The organism is Idiomarina piscisalsi (assembly GCF_003987095.1).
GTDB classification, from domain to species: domain Bacteria; phylum Pseudomonadota; class Gammaproteobacteria; order Enterobacterales; family Alteromonadaceae; genus Idiomarina; species Idiomarina piscisalsi.
Window position 1 is genome coordinate 1 of the sequence record NZ_PIQA01000003.1, and the last position, 15357, is coordinate 15357.

Below are 15357 nucleotides of genomic sequence, written 5' to 3' on the forward strand. Positions count from 1 at the left end.
CACAGTTTGCTTGGCTTGATAATATTGTTAAAGAGCGTCGCTTCTTCCGAAGCAGGGAGGCGTATTCTACACTTCCCGATGATTTCGTCAACCTCTTTTTCTGGACTTTTTGTCCGACTGACAAAACCGCCGTCGCCCGACTCAACTCAGTGAGTATCTCGTGACAACGGCGGCGAATTATAGAGATCTTTTTCCGCCTTTCAAGATCTTTTTTTGAGAACGGAGAAAAAAGATAAAAAAGGTGGTTTTTTAACCTTCCATGTTAAGTTAGTGTATCTTTACTTGAACTATCATTACACTTATTACTCAAACGTTAAGTGTGTAAGTGAATTAAAAGGGAATAACTAACTATGCGCCGTAACTACTATAATTATATTTTAGCGCTAAGTATATTGGGTATATCCCTAACAGGCTTGCCGTCAGTATCATTTGCGGAGCCCAATTCAAAGCAAATATCATCAACGAAAGAAGCAAAGCTTTTAAAGACTTATACCTCGATAATTGAAAATCACTTAAACAAAAACTTATCAATAATGCGAACCGTGCGAATACTTGTTAATAACTACCCAGAACACGCTAGTTATATTGTATCCGCTGCTTTCGATTTAACGCCGAATAAGAAGAAAGCCATTATAATGGCAGCTATCCAAGCTGAACCTGCTGTAACTTATACTGTCGTCGAAACTGCTTTAACCTACTTCCCTGGCAGGGCGGAAATGATAGTTCAAACAGCTATCGAAACTGAGCCAGCTTATATTGATGATATTTTATCTCTCGCTATCGCCCACTCACCGGGAAAGGCGGATAGCTTAATAACTGTTACCCTGCAAAACCATCCTTCATATTCTGAGTCAATAATGAGGACAGCCCATGAAAGTTCTTCCAGTAACTTATTATCGTCGGTAATAGGTACGTTGAAACTTATCCCTGAGTCGGCTGATTATGTCTTAAATGGTATAAAGGACTTTTTCACAAGTTTGGGGGGAACAGAATCTGAAGCTTACATTTCTAAAGAACAGTGGAAACTGCTAGCCGTTGAAGCTAAAAACTCTGGACTAGACAAAGATAGACTACAGTGGCTTGTTGATAAGGGGCATTTGGAACAAAAAGAGTTAGCCGCTGTTTATAACAAGTAATTGAAAAATGCATAATAAAAAGGCCAGCTTAAAGCTGGCCTTTTTAATTCGTTTACTCAGCAGTTTCTTCAACTACTTCTTCAACTTCTTCTACTTCTGGTCTATCAACTAATTCAATGTAAGCCATAGGTGCGTTATCACCTGCACGGAAGCCACACTTCATAATACGAGTGTAACCGCCTGCGCGCTCTTCATAACGCGGGCCTAATTCATTAAACAGTTTACCAACGACTTCTTTGTCACGCGTACGTGCGAAAGCTAATCGACGATTAGCAACGCTGTCTTGTTTAGCCAATGTAATCAATGGCTCCACCACGCGACGCAGCTCTTTAGCTTTTGGCAACGTCGTTTTGATAATCTCATGGCGAACTAGCGAACTTGCCATGTTACGGAACATCGCCTGACGATGGCTACTGTTTCGATTTAGTTGACGACCACTCTTACGATGGCGCATACCTATACCCTTCTCAGTAAATCTTTTACTAAGGTGACCTTAGTCGTTTTCAATTAAGCTAGCAGGTGGCCAGTTTTCCAGGCGCATACCCAGAGACAAACCACGTGATGCCAACACATCTTTAATTTCAGTCAACGACTTCTTACCTAAGTTAGGCGTTTTTAACAGCTCAACTTCGGTACGTTGTACTAAGTCACCAATGTACTGAATCGCTTCTGCCTTCAAGCAGTTCGCAGACCGAACAGTCAATTCCAAGTCGTCAACCGGACGAAGAAGAATCGGATCGAATTCCGGTTTCTCTTCTTTTTCTTCCGGCTCGCTGATATCACGAAGTTCAACGAAAGCATCTAGCTGTTCTGCCAAAATAGTAGCAGAACGTCTAATAGCTTCTTCTGGATCCAACGTACCATTGGTTTCCATTTCGATAACCAGCTTGTCTAAGTCAGTACGCTGTTCAACACGAGCCGCATCTACAGAATATGCGATGCGTTCTACTGGGCTGAACGAAGCGTCAACTAACAGACGACCGATTGGACGCTCATCATCGTCAGCTGACTGACGTGATGCTGCAGGAACGTATCCACGACCACGCTCGACCTTAACACGCATGTTAAGCTCGTAATCACCGGTAAGGTGACAAATAACGTGCTGTGGATTAACAATTTCTACATCACCATCGTGAGTGAAATCGCCTGCGGTTACAGGACCTGCTCCGGATTTATTCAAGGTCAACGTAGCTTCGTCTTTACCTTCGATGCTGACTGCCAGCCCTTTCAGGTTCAACAAAATTTCGATGACATCTTCTTGAACACCCTCTTTACTGCTGTATTCATGCAGCACGCCGTCGATTTCAACTTCAGTCACTGCGCAACCTGGCATTGACGATAGTAAAATGCGACGTAACGCATTACCCAGTGTATAACCAAAGCCGCGTTCTAGAGGCTCCAGTGTAACCTTGGCATGAGTCGGGCTAATTTGCTCGATGTCGACTAACCTCGGCTTTAGGAATTCGGTAACAGAACCCTGCATTGTGTCCTCTCTCTATGCTTAAGCCTTACTTAGAGTAAAGCTCTACGATCAACTGTTCGTTTATTTCAGCAGACAAGTCACTACGTTCTGGAAGACGCTTAAACTGACCTTCCATTTTGTTGTTGTCTACTTCTATCCAGACTGGTTTCTCACGTTGTTCCGCAAGTTCCAGTGCTGCTCCGATACGTGCCTGTTTTTTCGCTTTTTCGCGAACAGAAACGACATCTTCAGGACGAACCTTGAACGATGGAATATTCACTACTTGGCCATTCACAACAACTGCTTTGTGACTAACCAATTGACGAGCTTCAGCGCGTGTTGACGCAAAACCCATACGATACACTACGTTATCCAAGCGCTGTTCCAACAACTGCAACAGGTTCTCACCAGTATTGCCTTTCAGTCGAGCTGCTTCTTTGTAGTAGTTACGAAATTGCTTTTCCAGAACGCCGTACATACGACGAACTTTCTGTTTCTCGCGCAACTGAACACCGTAGTCTGACAAACGACCGCGACGCGCGCCGTGTTGTCCTGGTGCAGTTTCGATCTTACATTTAGAATCGATTGCGCGAACGCCGCTCTTAAGGAACAAATCCGTTCCTTCGCGACGGCTCAGCTTGAGCTTAGGACCCAAATATCTTGCCATGATCTTTCTCCAACTATCGATTCACGCCTTAAACGCGACGTTTCTTAGGCGGACGACAACCGTTGTGAGGAATCGGTGTCACATCGGTAATATTTGTGATTTTGTAACCAACGGCGTTCAGGGCACGAATCGATGATTCACGACCTGGGCCTGGACCATTCACAAATACTTCCAGGTTTTTCAGTCCGTATTCCTTCGCCATTTCACCTGCACGTTCTGCTGCAACCTGTGCTGCAAACGGCGTTGATTTCCGTGAACCACGGAAGCCTGATCCACCTGCGGTAGCCCACGCTAATGCGTTACCCTGGCGATCAGTAATGGTGATGATGGTGTTGTTGAAAGATGCATGCACGTGAGCCATGCCATCGGCGACTTGCTTTTTAACGCGCTTGCGAGAACGAGTCGGTGCTTTAGCCATTACTCAATCCCCCCTTACTTCTTAATTGGTTTGCGCGGTCCTTTACGGGTGCGCGCATTTGTTTTAGTGCGCTGTCCACGTAGAGGAAGGCTGCGACGATGACGAAGTCCACGGAAACACCCGAGGTCCATCAAACGTTTAATGTTCATAGATACTTCACGACGCAAGTCACCTTCGACTGCGAATTTTGACACTGCGTCACGAAGCGCGTCCAGTTTGTCTTCTGACAATGAACCAATCGTAGTATCTTCAGCAATACCCGTTGCAGCTAAAATTTGCTGCGAGCGAGTACGCCCAATACCATAGATAGCAGTTAAGGCAATAACTGCATGTTTATTGTCAGGAACGTTAATGCCAGCGATACGGGCCACTAACACGTCTCCTTTAGTTTGTAGGCATCAGTTGAAAAGCCCGTTAGGATACTCAACCGATTGCCGAATTGCAAATACTTCAAGGCGGCGACATAAAGCCGCCGACCTTTCCTTCGAATCAACCTTGTCGTTGTTTGTGTTTTGCATCAGAGCAAATAACGCGTACTACGCCATTACGCTTGATGATTTTACAGTTACGACAGATTTTCTTCACGGAAGCACGAACTTTCATTGCTACTCTCCGTTCTACCCAACCTTATCGACCGTAGCCTTTAAGGTTAGCTTTTTTAAGCACAGAGTCATATTGATTAGACATCATATGAGTCTGTACCTGTGCCATAAAGTCCATGATGACAACCACGATAATCAATAACGATGTACCGCCGAAGTAGAACTGAACGTTCCAAGCAATCATCATAAACTCAGGAACCAAACAGACAAAGGTAATGTACAGAGCACCTGCTAAAGTCAAGCGAGTCATTACTTTGTCAATATAACGCGACGTTTGTTCACCTGGCCGAATGCCCGGAATGAAAGCGCCGGATTTCTTCAAGTTATCAGCTGTCTCGCGCGGGTTAAATACCAACGCAGTGTAGAAGAAACAGAAGAAAATAATTGCAGCCGCATACAGTAACACATAAAGCGGCTGACCGGGAGACAATGTCATTGAGACTTGTTGTAAAAAGTCAGCAACAACTCCTTCGCCTGAACCAAACCAGGTAGCGATGGTTCCCGGAAACAAAATAATACTCGATGCAAAGATTGGAGGTATAACGCCAGCCATGTTTACTTTCAATGGCAAATGCGTACTTTGAGCTGCAAATACCTTACGCCCCTGTTGACGTTTTGCGTAGTTGACAACGATACGACGTTGACCACGCTCGACGAAAACAACAAAGTAAGTCACTGCAACAACAACAACACCAATCAATAACAGTAGTAACAAGTGTAAATCGCCTTGGCGTGCTTGTTCAAACGTTTGACCAATCGCCGATGGCAACCCTGCTACAATACCCACAAATATCAGGATAGAGATACCGTTACCAATACCTCGTTCAGTAATTTGCTCGCCTAGCCACATAAGGAACATTGTTCCAGTAACCAAGCTTACTACAGCTGTAAAGTAAAAGCCGAAACCAGGATCGATAACTAACCCTGGCATTAAGTTAGGTAAGCCAGTAGCTATACCTATCGACTGGAACGTAGCCAGTATTAAAGTACCCCAACGCGTATACTGGTTTATCTTGCGACGACCAGACTCACCTTCTTTCTTAATTTCAGCTAAGCGAGGATGAACCACACTTGCAAGCTGCATAATAATTGAAGCCGAGATATACGGCATGATACCTAATGCAAATACTGACGCGCGTTCTAAGGCACCACCGCTGAACATGTTAAACATGGCAACGATGGTATCTTTTTGCTGTTCGAATAACTGAGCGAGTACAGCGGCATCAATACCAGGAATAGGCACAAAGGAGCCCGCTCGGAAAACGATAATCGCTCCTAACACAAACAACAGGCGACGCTTAAGTTCCGACAAGCCACCTTGCGCTCGATTTGATTCCAATCCTGGTTTAGCCATTTGCTCTATCCTTCGATTTTTCCGCCAGCAGCTTCAATAGCTTCGCGAGCGCCTTTGGTGACTTTAAGACCTTTAACAGTCACTTTACGACTAATTTCGCCTGACTTAATGACTTTAGCAGCCAAAATGTTCTTACGAATTAGTCCCGCAGCTTTTAACGTTGCTAAATCTACAACATCACCTTCGACTTTCGCGATTTCTGCCAAGTTCAATTCCGCAGTGGTCATAGCCTTGCGAGAAGTGAAACCAAATTTAGGCAGACGACGCTGGATTGGCATTTGACCGCCTTCGAAACCTGGTTTCACGCTGCCACCAGAGCGAGACTTCTGCCCTTTGTGACCACGCCCACCGGTTTTACCCAGACCTGATCCAATACCGCGTCCAACGCGTTTTTTGCTGCTTTTTGCACCAGGTGCGGGAGAAAGATTATTTAATTCCATCGTTTATCCCTCCACCTTAATCATGTAATTTACTTGGTTCACCATACCGCGGACTGCAGCAGTGTCTTCCAACTCTACTGTGTGACCAATGCGGCGGAGACCCAAGCCACGTAGTGTAGCTTTATGCTTCGGTAAACGACCGATAGAGCTACGCGTCTGTGTTACTTTGATTGTCTTTTTCGCCATTGTTCACTACCCCAGTATCTCTTCAACGCGCAATCCACGCTTAGCCGCTACTTGTTCAGGCGACTTCATGTCGTTCAGAGCCTTAATAGTGGCACGAACAACGTTGATTGGGTTGGTTGAACCATATGCTTTTGACAGCACGTTATGAACACCTGCAACTTCAAGAACCGCACGCATAGCACCACCAGCGATGATACCCGTACCTTCTAATGCAGGCTGCATGTATACCTGTGAACCTGAGTGACGTCCTTTTACAGGATGCTGCAAAGTGTCGCCTTTCAGTTGAATGGTAACCATATTGCGGCGTGCTTTTTCCATTGCTTTTTGAATAGCAGCAGGAACTTCACGTGCTTTACCATAACCAAAACCGACTTTTCCTTTACCGTCGCCAACTACAGTCAGTGCAGTGAAGCTAAAGATACGACCACCTTTAACAACTTTCGCTACACGGTTAACTGTAATCAACTTTTCAATCAGTTCACCATTTTGAGCTTCTACATTTGCCATGTTCGTCTCCTAGAACTGAAGTCCGGCTTCACGAGCTGCGTCAGCCAAAGCTGCTACGCGACCGTGGTATTTGAAACCACTACGATCAAAAGAAACGCTTTTAACGCCTTTTTCAATCGCTCGTTCAGCGATAGTTTTGCCCACTACTTTGGCTGCGTCTACGTTACCCGTAGATTTAAGCCCTTCGCGAACACTTTTCTCTGCAGTCGATGCGGCTGCCAGCACTTCAGAACCGTTAGGTGCGATCAACTGTGCGTAAATGTGCCGTGGTGTACGGTGAACGACCAGGCGATTTGCACCCAACTCTTCAATTTGTTTACGTGCGCGAGTAGCACGACGTAAGCGAGCTGCTTTCTTGTCCATCGTATTACCCTACTTTTTCTTGGCTTCTTTACGGCGCACTTGCTCGTCAGCATAACGTACACCTTTACCTTTGTAAGGCTCTGGCTTACGGTATGCGCGAATGTTAGCGGCAACTTGACCGACTAACTGCTTATCTGCACCTTTAACGACGACTTCAGTCTGAGTCGGAGTTTCGATAGTAATTCCTTCAGGAATTTCGAACTCCACAGGATGCGAGAAGCCTAGCGTCAGGTTCAGTTTTTTACCTTGTGCTTGCGCACGGTAACCAACACCCATCAACTGTAACTTACGTTCGAATCCTTTAGTGACTCCGACCACCATGTTTTGCAACAATGCGCGAGCTGTACCTGCTTGAGCCGTTGAATTAGCAACACCCTCACGAGGGTTTGTACGTAATTCACTCTCTTCTTTAACCAGTTCAACTGCATCGTTAACAACACGACTCAATGAGCCTTGAGCACCTTTAATCGTGACTTCCTGGCCATTTAGCGTAACTTCAACGCCAGCAGGAATTTCAATAGGTGCTTTAGCAACACGTGACATTTCCTACCTCCTAATTACGCTACGTAACCAATGATTTCGCCACCAAGACCAGCTTGGCGAGCGGCACGATCGGTCATCAGGCCTTTAGACGTCGAAACAACTGCGATGCCAAGGCCACCCATTACGTTAGGCAGCTCGTTGCGCTTCTTATAGATGCGCAAACCAGGGCGACTAACGCGCTCGATTGATTCAATTACTGGCTTGCCTTCGAAATACTTCAGTTCGATTTCAAGCTCAGGTTTAGCAGTGCTCTCAGCGCTGTAACCTGTAATAAAACCTTCTTCTTTCAGAACTTGAGCAATCGCCACTTTCTGCTTAGAAGACGGCATTTTTACCGTTACTTTATTAGCACCTTGAGCGTTGCGAATGCGTGTGAACATATCCGCAATTGGATCTTGCATGCTCATATTTGCTTTCTCCCGTGATTCGTGGCTTACCAGCTAGCTTTTTTCAAGCCAGGAATTTCACCGCGCATCGCCATCTCACGGACCTTAATACGGCTCATGCCGAATTTACGAAGGAAACCATGAGGACGACCAGTTATACGACAACGGTTACGTTGACGTGACGGACTGGCATCACGTGGGAGCTTCTGCAATTTCAGAACTGCTTCCCAACGCTCTTCGTCTGATGCATTTACGTCATTAATGACCGCTTTCAGTGCGTTGCGTTTTTCTGCGTATTTTGAAGCGATTTTAGCTCGCTTCGCGTCACGCGCTTTCATTGACTGTTTTGCCATAACTCTACACCTTACTTTCTGAACGGGAAGTTAAAGGCAGCTAGCAAAGCACGAGCTTCGTCATCTGTGCCAGCATTAGTGGTAATGGTGATATCCAGACCACGTACCTTGTCGACTTTGTCATAGTCGATTTCCGGAAAGATGATCTGCTCACGAACACCCATGCTGTAGTTACCACGACCGTCAAACGATTTAGGGTTGAGGCCACGGAAGTCACGGATACGTGGGATTGCAATCGAGATTAAACGTTGCAAAAAGTCCCACATGCGCTCGCCGCGCAGAGTTACTTTACAGCCAATCGGGAAGCCTTCACGGATTTTGAAACCGGCGACAGACTTGCGTGCAACAGTACGCACAGGCTTTTGACCAGAAATGGCCTCTAAGTCTGCGACTGCATTGTCAAGTACTTTTTTGTCAGCCAGAGCTTCACCAACACCCATGTTAAGGGTGATTTTTTCAATCCGAGGGACTTGCATGACGCTGTTGTAGCTGAACTCTTTCATCAGTCCAGGAACTACCGATTCTCTATAAAAATCATGCAGTTTCGCCATCGTAAAACTCCAAGTTTGAATTAAATGATTGCGTTGTTCGATTTGAAGAAACGGACTTTTTTGCCGTCTTCAATACGAAAACCAACACGATCTGCTTTACCTGTCTCTGGATTAAAGATCGCAACGTTAGAAACATGAATTGGTGCTTCTTGTTCTACGATGCCGCCAGATTCACCTAAAGCCGGATTTGGCTTCTGGTGTTTCTTGACTACGTTAACGCCTTCGACGATAACGCGATCTTTATCAGTAAGAACTTTCAGGACTTTGCCTTGCTTGCCCTTGTCCTTACCTGCCAGGACGACTACTTCGTCATCACGTTTAATTTTTGCCGCCATAATTGACTCCTTATAGTACTTCTGGTGCCAGCGAGATAATCTTCATAAACTGCTCTGAACGCAGCTCACGAGTTACCGGACCGAAGATACGAGTGCCAATGGGCTGTTGGTTGCTGTTCAACAACACAGCCGCGTTGCGGTCAAAACGGATGACCGACCCGTCTTGACGACGGACGCCTTTTCTGGTGCGAACGACCACCGCATTCACAACATCACCTTTCTTCACCTTACCGCGCGGAATTGCTTCCTTAACAGTAACTTTGATGATATCGCCGATGTTTGCGTAGCGACGGTGCGAACCACCTAGAACCTTAATACATTGTACGCTGCGCGCGCCGGAGTTATCGGCAACGTCCAGGGTAGTTTGCATTTGGATCATTTCAGTGCCCCGCTTAGTTAAAAAAACAGACCCTCTCGGGTCGTGCTGCCTTTGGTTTTTCCCTTATAAAAAGGGCGGCGAATTGTAACAGATAAAAATTAGATGTGGTAGGGCAATCTCACTTTTTTTCGTAAGACTGGATGAACAACAGATTATAACCGACGAGATTATATTGGCAGTCATCCGTTAGAGTGATAAATTCGTACCTCGTTTACAGTTAATTTTCATTTGGTTAGTGGCTACAAAAGCGTTAGCAATGGGACAACGGATGAGCCTATGAATTTACTCATTATCATCATGGCGCCACTATTTGGTGCATTACTACCTTTATTACTAAAACAAACGCCACGACTGATAAAAACTGGCGTTACACTGCTTATACCACTAACTGGCATAGCTATATTACTCAGTTATGCGCCACAGACTTTATCCGGAGATACTCCTAAACACTTTATAGAGTGGCTGCCGTCTATTGGGCTCGACTTTGCTATTCGTCTTGACGGTCTCTCCCTTTTGTTCTGTTCATTGATACTGGGAATTGGCGTCCTTATTATTGGCTACGCCCACTATTACCTCTCCTACGAGGATGACGACTCAAGATTCTACGCCTGTCTCCTGCTTTTTATGGCCTCGATGCTTGGCATAGTTATGGCTGACAACATTCTGCTTATGTGGGCATTTTGGGAGCTTACCAGCATTTCATCATTCCTGCTTATTGGTTACTGGTTTCATAGCAGCGATGCCCGCCGTGGTGCCCGCATGGCACTTGCAACAACAGGGGCTGGTGGACTGGCTCTGCTAGCCGGCTTGCTAATTATTGGGAATATTGCAGGAAGCTACCAATTTGACGATATCGTTGCCTCAGCAGAGGCTATAAAAAATCACGAATACTATACCGCGGCTCTTGTTCTTTTATTGCTGGGTGCCTTCACTAAGTCAGCACAGTTTCCATTCCAGTTCTGGTTGCCACACGCAATGGCAGCGCCAACGCCAGTCAGTGCGTACTTACACTCTGCTACCATGGTAAAAGCGGGTATATTTCTATTGGCAAGGTTCCACCCGGTCATGGCAGGCACAGAACTTTGGCTGACCACTGTTACCGTTACCGGGCTAATCACCATGTTAGTAGGCGCTTACTTTGCGTTACTTAAACATGATTTAAAGGGTTTGCTTGCATTTTCGACAGTTAGTCACCTTGGGTTAATTTGTATGCTGCTGGGCATAGGCACCCAAGCAGCCGTTATTGCGGCAATGTTTCATATTATTAATCACGCCTGTTTTAAAGCTGCGTTATTTATGACAGCCGGTATTATCGATCATGAGTCTGGCACTCGTGATATGCGCAAACTCCAGGGGTTAATGGGTCTGATGCCCATTACGGCAACCCTAGCTATGGTTGTAGCGGCATCGATGGCCGGCATCCCGCCCTTTAACGGTTTTATGTCGAAAGAGCTATTCCTTGCTCAAGCGGCACAACAGCACTTATTCGGAGGGCTTTCCTGGTTCGTACCTGTATTGGCAACAGTGGGAGCGGCTCTGTCTGTAGCTTACTCAATTCGCTTTATTCACGATGTGTTTTTTAATGGTGAGTACAAAGAATTACCGAAAAAACCGCATGACCCACCTCGTATGATGTCAGCGCCGGTTGCATTACTTGCACTACTTTGCATCGCTATCGGCCTTGCACCCATGCCCATAGTGTCAGAGCTTTTAAACTCTGCTGTTACTGCCGTCACCCACTCACAAACAGAGGTTAAACTGTCACTGTGGCACGGATTTAACATTCCGTTATTGATGAGTGCGATAGCTGTCGTGGCGGGTATACTCATATATATTGCCCGCGACCAACTATTTACGTTTAACCGGCAGTTTGACGGTCAGGACGCCAAGCATAACTTTGAACGGCTGGTCCAAAAAGCCAGTGATACTTCATCACGATTGTTCGACAAGCTGGATACTGGCTCTTTGCAGCGCTATATGGCGTTTGTCTTAATAAGTGTCATTGTCATATTACTGCCTTCACTTATTGATATTAGTGCCATTACAGGAAGCTCTCCACAGCAATCCATTGATACCGTTTCAATGGTTGGAGCCATCGTGTTAATTGGAGCTGCTTTTGGCACTGCAACACTACACCGCAACCGTTTTGTAATGCTAATGATGCTTTCTGTTGTGGGCTTGATGGTCTCTTTAGCATTTGCTCATTTTTCTGCGCCCGATTTAGCCATGACTCAGTTAGTGGTCGAAGTTGTCAGCATTATTTTAATGATTCTGGCACTCTTTTTTATGCCACAGAAAACTAACCGGGCATCAAGTGGCCACCGGGTCTTTCGCGATATTATAATTGCGAGCTTTATTGGTGGAATTGTAGCAACCTTAAATTTCGCCATTCTAACCACACCCGCAGAATCAATTTCTGATTTCTTTATTGCTAACGCAAAAACCGGCGGTGGCGGCACCAATGTTGTAAACGTTATTCTGGTCGACTTTCGTGGCTTTGATACATTAGGCGAGATAACGGTTTTAGCCATTGCTGCGGCAGGGATACATAAGCTACTTAATAAGCTTAAACCCTTTATGCCATCCAGCGATGTCGACGGCCGTCCATGGCATAGAATAAAGCACCCGCTCATGCTCACTAACGTCGCTAATTTGGTCTTACCCATGGCGATGGTCGTTGCAGCTTATATTTTCCTGCGTGGTCACAACTTGCCGGGTGGTGGCTTTATTGCCGGGCTTATCGCAGCGTCAGCCATGATTCTTCAATATGTCGCAAACGGTGTTGACTGGGTTAAAGAGCGATTCAATGTAAATTACCAGTCGCTTATGTCTATCGGAGTCATGATTGCTGCCCTAACAGGTCTTGGAAGCTGGCTATTTAACAAGCCGTTCCTCACTAGCTGGTTTACTTATTTAGACTGGCCTGTCGTTGGTAAATGGGAGTTCGCAACGGCATTGCTATTTGACTTAGGCGTATTCCTCACCGTTATAGGTGCCACAATGATGATTCTCAGTAACTTCGGCAAAATGACGACACGCCATCGTCCAACTCACGAGGGCAACTAATGGAAACGTTATACTCAGTCACCGTCGGCATTCTTACAGCCTGTAGCGTCTTTCTTATTCTCAGAGGGCGCTCTTTTCCTGTCGTGGTAGGAATTACTATGCTGTCTTACGCCGTTAACTTATTTCTATTTTCCACCGGCCGTTTAACCATAGATGGCGCTCCTATATTAGGCACATCTGACTCTTACGCAGATCCGTTGCCACAAGCGCTTGTTTTGACGGCCATTGTAATAGGTTTCGCAATGACCGCTTATTCCATTATTTTAGCCGTAAGAACGCGGGGCGAAGTCGGTACAGACGAAGTCAGTGACAGTAACTCGGAGGATAACCGCTGATGTGGCAGCAACACCTAGCGATACTCCCAATTCTTATTCCGTTATTTACTGCGTTACTGCAGTTATTACCATGGGGTGACCGACCGCAACCTAAACGGCGTGCGATTGGTCTTGCAGCAAGTATACTGACGCTTGTGGCAAGTGCGTTCCTGCTCATTGAAGTAAATTCACAAGAAATGTTGGTTTACTTGCTGGGTAACTGGGAGGCGCCCTTTGGCATTGTTCTTATGGTCGATAAGCTCAGTGCCATGATGATGCTGCTTACTGCCATACTTGCACTTCCTGTGCTCGTTTACGGCTGCTACTCGGAAGATAATCTTGGCTCGCATTTCCATGCGCTGTTTCAGTTTCAAATTATGGGCATTATGGGGGCTTTCGCAACAGGCGACTTATTTAACCTGTTTGTTTTCTTCGAGGTGTTACTCATCTCCTCCTATGCCCTACTTATGCACGGCGGCGGTAAGTTTCGGGTCAGAGCAACCTTACACTACGTCTTATTGAACCTTTTAGGCTCTGCACTTTTCTTAATCGCTATTGGCACCTTATATGGTGTAACCGGCACTCTGAACATGGCCGACATGGCTGTTAAAATACAAGCGTTAAGTGGCGATCAGGCCATGCTCGCAAAAGCCGGTGCTCTTATGTTGCTTATTGTGTTTGGGTTAAAAGCCGCGTTGCTGCCACTTCACTTTTGGCTACCTCAGGCATACTCAACAACCAGCGGTGTCGTTGCAGCTTTGTTTGCAATAATGACAAAAGTCGGGGTTTACTCAATAATTCGTGTCTACACGTTGATATTTGGTGCTGATGCCAACGAGCTAGCCCTTGTTGCCCACGACTGGTTATGGGTGATGGGGCTACTGACAATGTTAGCGGGCGCCTTAGGAATTCTCGCTGCACGCGACTTGCGTTTAATGGTCGCTTATTTAGTCGTTATCTCTGTGGGCACCATCTTAACGGCTTATAGCCTATTCTCCACTCAAACAACTGGTGCTGCACTGTTTTACCTAGTGCACTCAACATTTGTCACTGGTGCACTGTTCTTGCTTGCTGATGTTATGGCATTTGAAAGAGGCAAAACCGCTTCTCGCATCGTGTCAGGCAAACAAATGGCGAACCATTCAACCTATGCCGTTATGTTTCTGGTTGCGGCCGTTGCCGTTATTGGGCTTCCGCCACTTTCTGGCTTTGTCAGTAAATTGATGATTCTGGAGTCCGCTAGTGCGAGCGGCCATAACTTTTGGTTATGGGGGGCTATTATAGGCGCAACATTTATTATGTTGGTGGCAGTTACCCGGGCAGGCAGCAAAATGATTTGGCACACTTTGTCGGGTAATCCGTCGGAACAGTCTGCGCCGCTAGGCAAACGCGCTGCGTTAGCCAGCCTGCTATTATTGTCGTTAATAATGACCGTATTCGCTCATCCAATACAGCAGTACACTCAGTCTGTTGCCGAGCAGCTTGAACGTACCGAAGACTATCCTAACTGGGTTTTAAAAGCACCGGAGGTGTCAGATGAATAAAATACTACCGGCACCTATGTTAAGCCTGTTTTTGCTGATTATTTGGCTTTTATTATTTAATTCGGTAAGTCCAGGAGTGACCTTACTAGGGATAGCCTTCGCTTTGTTGATTCCCATTTTATTCAAACCAGCTTGGCCAAACTTTGCAAAAGTGAAGAAGCCTCACCTTGCTGTTGTTTATTTCTTTATTCTGATCTACGACATTATTATTGCGAACTTTAAAGTCGCCGCACTAATTGTTGGCAAACGTCGCTCTATTACACCGGCATTTTTCGTTTTCCCGCTGGATATGAAAGAGGAGCTTCCGGTAACAATTTTGGCAAGCACCATAACACTGACGCCAGGTACAGTTTCTTGTGAAATCACTCGTGGGAGAAAAGGCATTTTAATACACGCTTTTTCAGAGGAAGACCCCAATGAGGTAATTGAAACTATCCGTCACCGCTACGAGCGCAGATTAAAGGAGATATTCCAATGTTAGGTACATTACTGCAAATTGCTTTTTTGCTGTTTAGCCTGGCTATACTGATGAATTTCTGGCGACTCGTAAAAGGACCTGATCTGCCGGATAGAATTCTTGCGCTAGACACGATTTACATAAATTCTCTGGCATTACTTTTATTGCTTGGGCTTTATCAGAATACTCAAACCTATTTCGAAGCCGCACTGCTCATTGCGATGTTTGGCTTTGTTGGCACTATTGCCGCAGGTAAATTTCTCCTGCGCGGCGACCTCATCGAATAAAGGGCTC

The 15357-nt window shown here is 45.8% G+C and carries 23 protein-coding genes; 6 read left to right on the forward strand and 17 right to left on the reverse strand.

Translation table 11 applies throughout. From position 1 onward, the window contains the following. The first annotated feature begins 350 nt into the window (after positions 1-350). Complete coding sequence (locus tag CWI73_RS04830; protein ID WP_126751799.1) at positions 351-1136, forward strand: hypothetical protein; 786 nt, start codon at positions 351-353, stop codon at positions 1134-1136. A gap of 52 nt (positions 1137-1188) precedes the next feature. On the opposite strand, the gene rplQ is transcribed toward CWI73_RS04830, so the two are convergent. The 17 genes from rplQ to rplN form a co-directional block, all read right to left on the reverse strand. Further along, a complete protein-coding gene (gene rplQ / locus CWI73_RS04835) occupies positions 1189-1590 on the reverse strand; it encodes a 50S ribosomal protein L17 (protein WP_053954229.1) in 402 nt (133 codons plus the stop codon). Positions 1591-1629: 39 nt separating this feature from the next. Further along, entirely contained in the window at positions 1630-2619 is a 990-nt protein-coding gene (locus tag CWI73_RS04840) for a DNA-directed RNA polymerase subunit alpha (RefSeq protein ID WP_126751800.1), read from the reverse strand. A gap of 25 nt (positions 2620-2644) precedes the next feature. Then, on the reverse strand, positions 2645-3265 hold the full coding sequence (rpsD, locus tag CWI73_RS04845; protein ID WP_053954227.1) for a 30S ribosomal protein S4: 621 nt from the start codon (positions 3263-3265) through the stop codon (positions 2645-2647). A 28-nt stretch (positions 3266-3293) separates the two neighbouring features. Further along, the gene (gene rpsK / locus CWI73_RS04850; protein ID WP_053954226.1) at positions 3294-3683 is read right to left on the reverse strand and encodes a 30S ribosomal protein S11; all 390 of its coding nucleotides are present in this window, start codon (positions 3681-3683) and stop codon (positions 3294-3296) included. A gap of 14 nt (positions 3684-3697) precedes the next feature. Then, the gene (rpsM, locus tag CWI73_RS04855; RefSeq protein WP_053954225.1) at positions 3698-4054 is read right to left on the reverse strand and encodes a 30S ribosomal protein S13; all 357 of its coding nucleotides are present in this window, start codon (positions 4052-4054) and stop codon (positions 3698-3700) included. A 118-nt stretch (positions 4055-4172) separates the two neighbouring features. Then, the gene (rpmJ, locus tag CWI73_RS04860) at positions 4173-4286 is read right to left on the reverse strand and encodes a 50S ribosomal protein L36 (protein ID WP_074668972.1); all 114 of its coding nucleotides are present in this window, start codon (positions 4284-4286) and stop codon (positions 4173-4175) included. Between the two features lie 24 nt (positions 4287-4310). Beyond that, positions 4311-5639, reverse strand: coding sequence for a preprotein translocase subunit SecY (gene secY, locus CWI73_RS04865; protein ID WP_053954224.1), 1329 nt, complete (start codon positions 5637-5639; stop codon positions 4311-4313). Positions 5640-5644: 5 nt separating this feature from the next. Next, positions 5645-6079: a 50S ribosomal protein L15 gene (gene rplO / locus CWI73_RS04870; RefSeq protein ID WP_053954223.1), complete on the reverse strand. Its 435-nt coding sequence runs from the start codon at positions 6077-6079 to the stop codon at positions 5645-5647. A gap of 3 nt (positions 6080-6082) precedes the next feature. Next, positions 6083-6265 carry a 50S ribosomal protein L30 gene (gene rpmD, locus CWI73_RS04875; RefSeq protein ID WP_053954222.1) on the reverse strand — a complete coding sequence of 61 codons (183 nt, stop codon included), beginning with the start codon at positions 6263-6265 and terminating at the stop codon, positions 6083-6085. Positions 6266-6271: 6 nt separating this feature from the next. Continuing rightward, entirely contained in the window at positions 6272-6772 is a 501-nt protein-coding gene (gene rpsE / locus CWI73_RS04880; protein WP_126751801.1) for a 30S ribosomal protein S5, read from the reverse strand. A gap of 9 nt (positions 6773-6781) precedes the next feature. Beyond that, positions 6782-7135, reverse strand: a complete 354-nt coding sequence (gene rplR, locus CWI73_RS04885) for a 50S ribosomal protein L18 (protein WP_053954220.1) — start codon at positions 7133-7135, stop codon at positions 6782-6784. 9 nt (positions 7136-7144) lie between these two features. Beyond that, positions 7145-7678, reverse strand: a complete 534-nt coding sequence (rplF, locus tag CWI73_RS04890; RefSeq protein WP_053954219.1) for a 50S ribosomal protein L6 — start codon at positions 7676-7678, stop codon at positions 7145-7147. 14 nt (positions 7679-7692) lie between these two features. After that, entirely contained in the window at positions 7693-8085 is a 393-nt protein-coding gene (rpsH, locus tag CWI73_RS04895; RefSeq protein WP_053954218.1) for a 30S ribosomal protein S8, read from the reverse strand. Positions 8086-8111: 26 nt separating this feature from the next. After that, positions 8112-8417: a 30S ribosomal protein S14 gene (gene rpsN, locus CWI73_RS04900; RefSeq protein WP_126751802.1), complete on the reverse strand. Its 306-nt coding sequence runs from the start codon at positions 8415-8417 to the stop codon at positions 8112-8114. An 11-nt stretch (positions 8418-8428) separates the two neighbouring features. After that, positions 8429-8968, reverse strand: coding sequence for a 50S ribosomal protein L5 (rplE, locus tag CWI73_RS04905; protein ID WP_088767705.1), 540 nt, complete (start codon positions 8966-8968; stop codon positions 8429-8431). A gap of 20 nt (positions 8969-8988) precedes the next feature. Next, entirely contained in the window at positions 8989-9303 is a 315-nt protein-coding gene (gene rplX / locus CWI73_RS04910; protein ID WP_126751803.1) for a 50S ribosomal protein L24, read from the reverse strand. A gap of 10 nt (positions 9304-9313) precedes the next feature. Then, positions 9314-9682: a 50S ribosomal protein L14 gene (gene rplN / locus CWI73_RS04915; RefSeq protein WP_053954214.1), complete on the reverse strand. Its 369-nt coding sequence runs from the start codon at positions 9680-9682 to the stop codon at positions 9314-9316. 276 nt (positions 9683-9958) lie between these two features. Between rplN and CWI73_RS04920 the strand changes: the two genes are divergently transcribed. The 5 genes from CWI73_RS04920 to CWI73_RS04940 are packed head-to-tail and all read left to right on the forward strand — an operon-like array spanning position 9959 to position 15350. Then, entirely contained in the window at positions 9959-12748 is a 2790-nt protein-coding gene (locus CWI73_RS04920) for a monovalent cation/H+ antiporter subunit A (protein WP_126751804.1), read from the forward strand. Then, the gene (locus tag CWI73_RS04925; protein ID WP_058576147.1) at positions 12748-13083 is read left to right on the forward strand and encodes a Na+/H+ antiporter subunit C; all 336 of its coding nucleotides are present in this window, start codon (positions 12748-12750) and stop codon (positions 13081-13083) included. The genes CWI73_RS04920 and CWI73_RS04925 overlap by 1 nt, the downstream gene beginning before the upstream one ends. Beyond that, entirely contained in the window at positions 13083-14606 is a 1524-nt protein-coding gene (locus tag CWI73_RS04930; RefSeq protein ID WP_126751805.1) for a monovalent cation/H+ antiporter subunit D, read from the forward strand. The genes CWI73_RS04925 and CWI73_RS04930 overlap by 1 nt, the downstream gene beginning before the upstream one ends. Beyond that, positions 14599-15087: a Na+/H+ antiporter subunit E gene (locus CWI73_RS04935; RefSeq protein ID WP_126751806.1), complete on the forward strand. Its 489-nt coding sequence runs from the start codon at positions 14599-14601 to the stop codon at positions 15085-15087. Before CWI73_RS04930 ends, CWI73_RS04935 begins: the two co-directional genes overlap by 8 nt. After that, complete coding sequence (locus CWI73_RS04940; protein WP_058576144.1) at positions 15081-15350, forward strand: K+/H+ antiporter subunit F; 270 nt, start codon at positions 15081-15083, stop codon at positions 15348-15350. Before CWI73_RS04935 ends, CWI73_RS04940 begins: the two co-directional genes overlap by 7 nt. The last annotated feature ends 7 nt before the right edge of the window (positions 15351-15357 follow it).

Bases quoted from the DNA above. Each gene is read 5' to 3' on its own strand.
- CWI73_RS04830 (WP_126751799.1), top strand. From the start codon at position 351: ATGCGCCGTAACTACTATAATTATATTTTAGCGCTAAGTATATTGGGT.
- rplQ (WP_053954229.1), bottom strand. From the start codon at position 1,590: ATGCGCCATCGTAAGAGTGGTCGTCAACTAAATCGAAACAGTAGCCAT.
- CWI73_RS04840 (WP_126751800.1), bottom strand. From the start codon at position 2,619: ATGCAGGGTTCTGTTACCGAATTCCTAAAGCCGAGGTTAGTCGACATC.
- rpsD (WP_053954227.1), bottom strand. From the start codon at position 3,265: ATGGCAAGATATTTGGGTCCTAAGCTCAAGCTGAGCCGTCGCGAAGGA.
- rpsK (WP_053954226.1), bottom strand. From the start codon at position 3,683: ATGGCTAAAGCACCGACTCGTTCTCGCAAGCGCGTTAAAAAGCAAGTC.
- rpmJ (WP_074668972.1), bottom strand. From the start codon at position 4,286: ATGAAAGTTCGTGCTTCCGTGAAGAAAATCTGTCGTAACTGTAAAATC.
- secY (WP_053954224.1), bottom strand. From the start codon at position 5,639: ATGGCTAAACCAGGATTGGAATCAAATCGAGCGCAAGGTGGCTTGTCG.
- rplO (WP_053954223.1), bottom strand. From the start codon at position 6,079: ATGGAATTAAATAATCTTTCTCCCGCACCTGGTGCAAAAAGCAGCAAA.
- rpmD (WP_053954222.1), bottom strand. From the start codon at position 6,265: ATGGCGAAAAAGACAATCAAAGTAACACAGACGCGTAGCTCTATCGGT.
- rpsE (WP_126751801.1), bottom strand. From the start codon at position 6,772: ATGGCAAATGTAGAAGCTCAAAATGGTGAACTGATTGAAAAGTTGATT.
- rplR (WP_053954220.1), bottom strand. From the start codon at position 7,135: ATGGACAAGAAAGCAGCTCGCTTACGTCGTGCTACTCGCGCACGTAAA.
- rplF (WP_053954219.1), bottom strand. From the start codon at position 7,678: ATGTCACGTGTTGCTAAAGCACCTATTGAAATTCCTGCTGGCGTTGAA.
- rpsH (WP_053954218.1), bottom strand. From the start codon at position 8,085: ATGAGCATGCAAGATCCAATTGCGGATATGTTCACACGCATTCGCAAC.
- rpsN (WP_126751802.1), bottom strand. From the start codon at position 8,417: ATGGCAAAACAGTCAATGAAAGCGCGTGACGCGAAGCGAGCTAAAATC.
- rplE (WP_088767705.1), bottom strand. From the start codon at position 8,968: ATGGCGAAACTGCATGATTTTTATAGAGAATCGGTAGTTCCTGGACTG.
- rplX (WP_126751803.1), bottom strand. From the start codon at position 9,303: ATGGCGGCAAAAATTAAACGTGATGACGAAGTAGTCGTCCTGGCAGGT.
- rplN (WP_053954214.1), bottom strand. From the start codon at position 9,682: ATGATCCAAATGCAAACTACCCTGGACGTTGCCGATAACTCCGGCGCG.
- CWI73_RS04920 (WP_126751804.1), top strand. From the start codon at position 9,959: ATGAATTTACTCATTATCATCATGGCGCCACTATTTGGTGCATTACTA.
- CWI73_RS04925 (WP_058576147.1), top strand. From the start codon at position 12,748: ATGGAAACGTTATACTCAGTCACCGTCGGCATTCTTACAGCCTGTAGC.
- CWI73_RS04930 (WP_126751805.1), top strand. From the start codon at position 13,083: ATGTGGCAGCAACACCTAGCGATACTCCCAATTCTTATTCCGTTATTT.
- CWI73_RS04935 (WP_126751806.1), top strand. From the start codon at position 14,599: ATGAATAAAATACTACCGGCACCTATGTTAAGCCTGTTTTTGCTGATT.
- CWI73_RS04940 (WP_058576144.1), top strand. From the start codon at position 15,081: ATGTTAGGTACATTACTGCAAATTGCTTTTTTGCTGTTTAGCCTGGCT.